Genomic DNA, 9,127 nt, shown 5'->3' on the forward strand with positions numbered 1-9,127 from the left:
CGCATGGCCAGGATGGCCATGTCGTCGGAGGCCGGCTCGGCCGCGAAGCGTTCCACCGCGCGCAGGACGCGGGAGGCGACCGCGCCCGCGGTGAGGCCCGTGCAGTGCTTGAGGACGTCGGCGAGGCCCTCGTCGCCGAGCATCCGGGTGCCCTCGCGGCGTTCGGTGACGCCGTCCGTGACGCAGAGGAGGACATCGCCCGGGTCGAGGGTCACCATCTGCTCGTACAGCTCCAGATCGTCCATGACGCCGAGCAGCGGCTGCGGTTCCGCGGCGGGCTCCACGGTGCCGTCCTGGCGCAGACGGAGGGGGAGTGGATGCCCGGCGCAGACGACCTTGAGGACGGCGCTGCCGTCCTCCTGGGGCCACAGCTCGCCGTAGAGGAGGGTGAGGAAGCGGCTGCGGGCGCCCTCGTCGAGGATCGCGGCGTTGAGGCGCTCCAGGACCGCGGGGCCGCCGAAACCCTCGCGGGCGAGCAGCCGTAGGGCGTGCCGGGCCAGGCCGGTGACGGCCGCGGCCTCCGGGCCCGTACCGCAGACGTCGCCGATGGCGAATCCGTACACACCGTCGCGGATGGGGAAGACGTCGTAGAAGTCGCCGCCGACCTCATTGCCCTCACCGGCGGCGCGGTAGAAGACCTCGACCTCGACGCCGGGGATGTCGGGCATGTCGGGCGGCAGGAGGCTGCGCTGGAGGGACTGGCTGATGGCGACGCGCTCGGAGTAGAGGCGGGCGTTGTCGAGAGCCAGGGCGGCGCGGCGGGACAGGTCCTCGGCGAGTTCCAGGATCTCCTGGCGGAAGTGGTCGTCGGACGGTTTGCCGAGGGTCAGCATGCCGATGACGCGGTTGCGGGCGACCAGGGGCAGGACGACGGTCTCGCCGCCGACGGCCGCCGCGGTGGCCAGGGTGGTACCGATGCCGGAGGAGACCGGCGGGGTGGAGCCGAGGCCCAGTTCGCGCTTGGAGGTGAGCAGGGCCGCCTGCTGGGCGGCCTGGCCGGGGGCGGCCCAGACCCGGGCGCCGGGCGTGGGGACGGGGTCGGGCGGTGCGATCTTGGACAGCAGGGCCTTAAGGCCGTCGATACGTTCCTCGTCCTCGTGCAGTACATAGCTGAGGTAGGGGTCGGATGCCTGATCGGCGATGGTGTAGACGGCGCACCAGGTGGCCAGCGTAGGAACGGTCATCTGGGCCATGAGCGCCAGCGTCTGGTCGCGGTCGAGGGTTCCGGCGAGCAGGTCGGACGCCTCGACCAGGAAGGAGAGGGAGCCGCGGCGCAGGCGTTCCAGCTCGCCCAGACGGGCGGATTCGACGGCGAGGGCGATGCGGTCGGCGGCGAACTGGAGCCGCAGGGCCTCCTCGTTGGAGTACCGGCCGGCGGACTCCGCCGCGACGCCGAGTGAGCCGGTGAGGCGACCCTCCACCTTGAGGGGGACGGTCACGACGGAGCGCATCCCGGTGGAGTTGAGCAGCGGGACGGCGCCGGGGACGGCCGTGAGGTCCTCGTGGACGGCCGGCATCCGGGCGGAGCCGTACCGTCCGGTACCCGCCTCGACGGGGACGCGGGCGAACCGCTGGCGGGCCGAGGGAAGGCCGGTGGTGGCCCGTACCTCCAGCTCGGTCTCGTCGTCGGTGGCCAGCAGCAGAAAGGCGGCGTCGCCGTCGAGCATGTCGCGGGCGCGCTCCACGGTCCGCTGGAGGAGTCCGTCGAGGTCGTCGGGGGCGGGGGAGCCGATGAAGACCTCGAAGGGGTCCGCGGCGTGGTTCTCGGCGCCCGTGTCGGTGACGGGGCTGCGCTGCGGGGTCAGGAGGACCGCGCGCTCTTCGTCCCTGACGAGGAGGCAGACGGTGGAGGGCTCGCCATTGGTGTCGCGTACCCGCAGATGGGAGGCGTAGACCGGGATGACCCGGCCGTCGGTGCCGCGGATGCCGTAGCTGCCCTCCCAGCGGGAGAGCTGGAGGGCCTCGGCGATGCCGGTGCCGATGCCGGGGGTGTGCGGCCAGGCGGCGAAGTCGGTGAGCGGTTTGCCGATGACCTGGTCGGCCGGATATCCGAAGAGACGCTCGGCGTCCTCGTTCCATACGGAGATCGAACCGGTCCGGTCGATCTGGACGACGCCGACGCGTACGCGTTCGTCGGCGACGGGGAGCATCGGCGTCGGCAGGACGGGGCCCGCCGAGCGGGTGCCCACCGGGCGCTGGGGCAGGTCGAGCTGGAACCATACCTGTTTGTTGGTGGGTGTGTACTCCACGCCCCAGCGGGAGGCGAGGGCGGAGCACAGGAGCAGTCCGCGGCCGTTCTCGCTGTCGAGGTTGCCGAAGGCGTTGCCCGAGCCCTGGAGCGGGACCTCGCGCTCGGGGTAGCGGTCGCCGACCTCGACCCGGACGGCGTCCTGTGTCCGCAGGCACAGCACATCGGCCGCGGTGCCCGCGTGGACGACGGCGTTGGTGACAAGCTCGCTGGTCAGGACTACGGCGTCGTCGACGACGTCCCCGTATCCCCAGCCCTGGAGGGTGTCACGGACAAAGGCACGGGCGGTCGCGACGGACCGCCCGACAGGGTCGAAGGTGGCAGCCGCCCGCGCGGTGATCACAGAACTCCTTGTACGCGTTTCGACGCCCGGCTCTGCCATGGTCGGCCTGCCCCTCCCGGTGCCCGGTGTAGTACTCGCGCCCACATCGACCCGGCCGGGCGGACCGGGGCGGCTGGACAGCCGGATGCCAGGTTACTTACCTTCGCTGTCCGAGCGGATGCCGGTCGCCGCTGTTTCCGCCCTGCGGGGGCGGGGACGCTATGCGAAGCTGCCGAACTGTTATGGCCTGGTTCGGCTCGGGTGAAACACTGGGCAGGCTTCCTGATACAGCCCGGGCAGTACGGCCAACCCCTGCGGGAGGGAAACGGTGGAGTCTGGCGTGGCAACGCGTGGCAAGAGCACGCGTGCGAAAGGCGGACGATCCCGGAGCACTGGGACGACCGAGGTGGACTCGGCGGCCCTCAACCGGCTGCTGGCCGCTCTGGTGGCGATGCGGGACGGCAATTTCCGCAGGCGCCTGACCGTTTCGGACGACGGGGTGATGGCCGAGATCGCCGCGGTCTTCAACGAAGTCGCCGACCGGAATCTGCATCTCACCGGTGAGCTGGCGCGGGTGCGCAGGGTCGTCGGGCGCGAGGGAAAACTGACCGAGCGGCTGGAGACGGGCGCCTGCGAGGGCTCCTGGGCTGCGGCGATCGACGCCTCGAACGCGCTGGTGGACGATCTGGCCCGGCCGGTGTCCGAGGTGGGCCGGGTGCTGTCGGCGGTCGCCGAGGGTGATCTGGAACAGCGGATGGAGCTGCGCTCGCACGGCGAGGACGGGGCCGTACGGCCGCTGCGAGGCGAGTTCCTCAAGGTCGCGCGGACCGTGAACAGCCTGGTGGACCAGTTGTCGGCGTTCACCGACCAGGTGACGCGGGTGGCGCTGGAGGTGGGTACCGAGGGCAAGCTCGGCGGCCAGGCCCAGGTGCGCGGTATGTCCGGTTCGTGGAAAGATCTCACGGATTCGGTGAATACGATGGCGCACCGGCTGACCGCTCAGGTTCGTGACATTGCTCTCGTGACGACGGCGGTGGCCAAGGGCGATCTGTCGCAGAAGGTCACCGTGGATGTCGCCGGGGAGATGCTGGAGCTGAAGAACACCGTCAACACGATGGTGGACCAGTTGCAGTCCCTCGGTTCCGAGGTCACCCGGGTCGCCCGGGAGGTCGGCACCGAGGGTGAGCTGGGCGGGCAGGCCGAGGTGCCCGGGGTGGCCGGGGTGTGGAAGGAACTGACCGACTCGGTCAACACCATGGCCGGAAATCTGACCTCCCAGGTGCGCGGGATCGCCGAGGTCACCACGGCGGTCGCCAACGGTGATCTGTCGCAGAAGGTCACGGTGAGCGCGCGCGGTGAGGTGGCGCAGCTCGCGGAGACCATGAACCAGATGACCGAGACGCTGCGCACGTTCGCGGACGAGGTCACCCGGGTGGCGAGCGAGGTCGGCGCGGAAGGGCTGCTGGGCGGGCAGGCGCAGGTGCCCGGCGCCGCCGGGACCTGGAAGGATCTGACCGATTCGGTCAATACCGTCTTCCGTAATCTGACGACGCAGGTGCGGGACATCGCGCAGGTGACGACGGCGGTCGCCAACGGTGATCTGTCGCAGAAGGTCACGGTCGATGTGGCCGGGGAGATGCTGGAGCTGAAGAACACCGTCAACACGATGGTGGACCAGTTGCAGTCCTTCGGCTCCGAGGTCACCCGGGTCGCCCGGGAGGTCGGTGTCGAGGGCCGGCTCGGCGGGCAGGCCGAGGTACCGGGCGCGGCGAACACCTGGAAGGACCTCACCGACTCGGTGAACACGGCGTTCCACAATCTCACCGGCCAGGTGCGGGACATCGCGCAGGTGACGACGGCGGTCGCCAACGGTGATCTGTCGCAGAAGGTCACCGTGGATGTCGCGGGCGAGATGCTGGAGCTGAAGAACACCGTCAACACGATGGTGGCGCAGCTCTCGTCGTTCGCCGACCAGGTGACCCGGATGGCGCGGGACGTGGGTACGGAGGGCCGGCTCGGCGGTCAGGCGCGGGTCGACGGTGTCAGCGGTACCTGGAAGGAACTGACCGACTCGGTCAACTTCATGGCGGGGAATCTGACCTCGCAGGTCCGCCAGATCGCCCAGGTGACGACGGCGGTCGCGCGCGGTGATCTGTCGCAGAAGATCGATGTCGACGCGCGCGGCGAGATCCTGGAACTGAAGAACACGATCAACACCATGGTCGACCAGCTGTCGTCGTTCGCCGATCAGGTCACCAGGGTGGCCCGTGAGGTGGGTACGGACGGCCGGCTCGGCGGTCAGGCGCAGGTGCCGGGTGTCGCCGGGGTGTGGCGTGATCTGACGGACTCCGTGAACGGCATGGCGAGCAATCTCACCGGCCAGGTCCGCAATATCGCGCAGGTCGCCACGGCGGTCGCGCGCGGTGATCTGTCGCAGAAGATCGATGTCGACGCGCGCGGCGAGATCCTGGAGCTGAAGAACACCCTCAACACGATGGTGGACCAGCTCTCGAACTTCGCCGAGCAGGTCACCCGGGTGGCCCGCGAGGTGGGCACCGAGGGCATCCTCGGCGGCCAGGCGGAGGTGCAGGGCGTCTCCGGCACCTGGAAGGACCTCACGCAGTCCGTCAACTTCATGGCGAACAACCTGACGTCCCAGGTCCGCAATATCGCCGAGGTGACGACAGCGGTCGCCAAGGGCGATCTCTCGAAGAAGATCACCGTCGATGCCAAGGGTGAGATCCTCGAACTGGTGACGACCGTGAACACGATGGTCGACCAGCTGCTGGACTTCGCCGACGAGGTGACCAGGGTCGCCCGTGAGGTCGGAACCGAAGGTGTACTGGGCGGTCAGGCCCGGGTGCGCGGTGTCACCGGCATCTGGAAGGACCTGAGCGACAACGTCAATCTGATGGCGAACAACCTGACCAGCCAGGTGCGGAACATCGCCCGGGTCTCGGCTGCGGTCGCCAACGGCGATCTGACGAAGAAGGTGACGGTCGAGGCGCGCGGTGAGGTCGCCGAGCTGGCCGAGACCGTGAACACGATGGTGACGACGCTCTCGTCGTTCGCCGACGAGGTGACCCGGGTCGCGCGCGAGGTGGGTACCGAGGGGGAGCTTGGCGGTCAGGCCCATGTGCCGGGGGTCTCCGGGACCTGGAAGGACCTCACCGAGTCCGTGAACTCGATGGCGTCCAACCTGACGGGCCAGGTGCGGCAGATCGCCACGGTCACCACCGCGATCGCCAAGGGAGACCTCACCAGGAAGATCGACATCGACGCCCGGGGCGAGATCCTGGAGCTGAAGACCACGATCAACACCATGGTGGACCAGCTTTCGTCGTTCGCCGGGGAGGTCACCCGGGTCGCCCGCGAGGTGGGCACCGACGGACAGTTGGGCGGTCAGGCCCGGGTGCGCGATGTGGACGGCACCTGGCGCGATCTGACCGAGTCGGTGAACGAGATGGCCGGGAACCTCACCCGGCAGGTGCGCGCGATCGCGGCCGTCGCCACCGCGGTGACCCGCGGCGATCTGAACCTCAAGATCGACGGGGTGGACGCGGCCGGTGAGATCCAGGTGCTCCAGGACAACATCAACACCATGATCGTGAACCTGCGCGACACCACCCTCGCCAATGAGGAGCAGGACTGGCTCAAGGGCAATCTGGCGCGGATCTCGGGTCTGATGCAGGGGCGGCGCGATCTCGACGACGTGGCCTCGCTGATCATGAGCGAGCTGACGCCGGTCGTCTCGGCGCAGCACGGCGCGTTCTTCCTGGCGATGCAGACCGGTGGCCAGGATGTGTCGGGCGGCGGCGTGGACAGCTCGTACGAGCTGTGCATGCGCGGCAGCTACGGCTACTCCGCCGGACTGATGCCGACCTCGTTCCGGCCCGGTGAGACGCTGATCGGGACCGCGGCGGAGGAGAAGCGGACGATCCAGGTCAATGTGCCGCCGGGGTATCTGAAGATCTCCTCGGGGCTCGGCGAGGCGTCCCCGGCGCATGTGATCGTGCTGCCGGTGCTCTTCGAGGGGAAGGTTCTCGGGGTGATCGAGCTGGCGTCGTTCCAGCCGTTCACCCAGATCCAGCGGGACTTCCTCAACCAGATCGCGGAGATGATCGCGACCAGCGTCAACACCATCAGTGTCAATACGAAGACCGAGGTGCTGCTGAAGCAGTCGCAGGAGCTGACGGAGCAGCTGAGGGAACGCTCGGCCGAGCTGGAGAACCGGCAGAAGGCGCTCCAGGAGTCCAATGCGGAGCTGGAGGAGAAGGCGGAGCTGCTGGCCCAGCAGAACCGTGACATCGAGGTCAAGAACACCGAGATCGAAGAGGCCAGGCAGGTGCTCGAAGAGCGGGCCGAGCAGCTCGCGGTGTCGATGCGCTACAAGAGCGAGTTCCTGGCGAACATGTCGCACGAGCTGCGGACCCCGCTCAACTCGCTGCTGATTCTCGCCAAGCTGCTCGCGGACAACGCGGAGGGGAACCTCTCGCCGAAGCAGGTGGAGTTCGCCGAAACGATCCACGGGGCAGGTTCGGACCTGTTGCAGCTGATCAACGACATCCTCGATCTGTCGAAGGTCGAGGCGGGGAAGATGGATGTCAGTCCGACCCGTATCGCGCTGGTGCAGCTGGTCGACTATGTGGAGGCGACCTTCCGGCCGCTGACCGCGGAGAAGGGTCTCGACTTCTCCGTACGGGTCTCGCCGGAACTGCCCGCGACGCTGCACACCGATGAGCAGCGGCTGTTGCAGGTGCTGCGCAATCTGCTGTCGAACGCGGTGAAGTTCACCGACTCCGGCGCGGTGGAGCTGGTCATCCGCCCGGCGGGCGCGGATGTGCCGCAGTCGATCCGGGAGCAGCTGCTGGAGGCGGGTTCGCTGCGGGACGCGGACGCCGATCTCATCGCCTTCTCGGTCACCGATACGGGGATCGGGATCGCCGCGGGCAAGATGCGGGTGATCTTCGAGGCGTTCAAGCAGGCCGACGGTACGACAAGCCGCAAGTACGGCGGTACGGGTCTTGGGCTGTCCATCAGCCGGGAGATCGCCCGGCTGCTCGGGGGCGAGATCCACGCGGCGAGCGAACCGGGCCGGGGATCGACCTTCACGCTCTATCTGCCCCTTCACCCCAGCGAACTGCCCCCGCAGGGCTACGGGCAGGGCGAACAGGGCGAGGGGCATCCGCAGGACGGAGCCTCGCCGGCGGCGTCCGAGCGGATCGTGTCCGCCGACTCCCACCCCGGTCCGGCCGCGCTCTTCCGGCGCCGCCGCAAGGCACTGGGCGCGACGGACGAGCGGGCCGCGCTGCCCGCGTCCCCGGCGCCGGGCACGGCGGCGGCGTCCGAGCGGCAGCAGCGGGCGGACGAGGTGCAGGAGTTGCCGGAGCCCCGGGTCACCTTCAGCTTCGACAACGAGAAGGTGCTGATCGTCGACGACGACATCCGCAATGTCTTCGCCCTCACCAGCGTGCTGGAGCAGCACGGCCTCACGGTGCTGTACGCGGAGAACGGGCGGGAGGGCATCGAGGTCCTGGAGCAGCACGACGATGTCACGGTCGTTCTGATGGACATCATGATGCCGGAGATGGACGGCTACGCGACGACGACGGCGATCCGCAGGATGCCGCAGTTCGCCGGGCTGCCGATCATCGCGCTCACGGCGAAGGCGATGAAGGGCGACCGGGAGAAGGCCATCGAGTCGGGTGCCTCCGACTATGTGACCAAGCCCGTGGACCCCGACCATCTCCTCGCGGTGATGGAGCAGTGGATGCGGGGGGAGTGACGGGAGCGGTGGGGCGCGGGCGCAGTGACGGGAGCGCTGGGCGTGGCGGGCGAGCGGTGGCGACGAGGGCCGGGCGGGAGCGGTAGGCGAGCGGTGGGTACGAGGGCATGCGGGAGCCGGGGGCGCAGGCGCGGTGAGCGAAGCCCGTTCGGATCTCGGGCAGTTGCTGACTGACGGTGGCCGTCGGCGTGTGAGACGGTGGCACCCGGGGAACCTTCTGGTCTCCCGCTACGTTTCTGCTATGTGCACAGTGACATCATGGTGACAGGGTGTGGCGACGGGCAGGGTGCGGCTACCATGACCGGCACAAGGACGGGCGACGCAAGGGAGTCGTCCCCTGGGGCGGCGCCCGGCGCGTCTCCCGGCTCCTGGAGCCGGGGTGACCCCAGGCCGGGGCGAGGAGGACGGGGCATGGTGCAGAAGGCCAAGATCCTCCTGGTCGATGACCGGCCGGAGAATCTGCTGGCGCTGGAGGCCATTCTCTCCGCGCTCGATCAGACACTGGTGCGGGCATCGTCAGGGGAGGAAGCGCTCAAGGCGCTGCTGACGGACGACTTCGCGGTGATTCTGCTGGACGTCCAGATGCCCGGCATGGATGGCTTCGAGACCGCCGCGCACATCAAGCGCCGGGAGCGGACGCGGGACATCCCGATCATCTTCCTGACCGCGATCAACCACGGCCCGCACCACACCTTCCGGGGCTATGCGGCGGGCGCGGTCGACTACATCTCCAAGCCGTTCGACCCCTGGGTGCTGCGGGCCAAGGTCTCGG

General features: G+C 69.0%; 3 protein-coding genes. 2 read left to right on the plus strand and 1 reads right to left on the minus strand.

The window, feature by feature from the left end:
• Window positions 1-2,630 (minus strand): SpoIIE family protein phosphatase (locus ACWF94_RS24410; RefSeq protein ID WP_453492261.1); only part of this gene is annotated, 2,630 nt, incomplete at its 3' end.
• A gap of 268 nt (window positions 2,631-2,898) precedes the next feature.
• On the opposite strand from ACWF94_RS24410, the gene ACWF94_RS24415 reads away from it, so the two are divergent.
• Complete coding sequence (locus ACWF94_RS24415) at window positions 2,899-8,355, plus strand: HAMP domain-containing protein (RefSeq protein ID WP_453492264.1); 5,457 nt, start codon at window positions 2,899-2,901, stop codon at window positions 8,353-8,355.
• Between the two features lie 411 nt (window positions 8,356-8,766).
• On the plus strand, window positions 8,767-9,127 hold a 361-nt coding region (locus ACWF94_RS24420), incomplete at its 3' end, for a response regulator (protein ID WP_453492267.1).

The organism is Streptomyces sp. NPDC055078, from assembly GCF_053607985.1.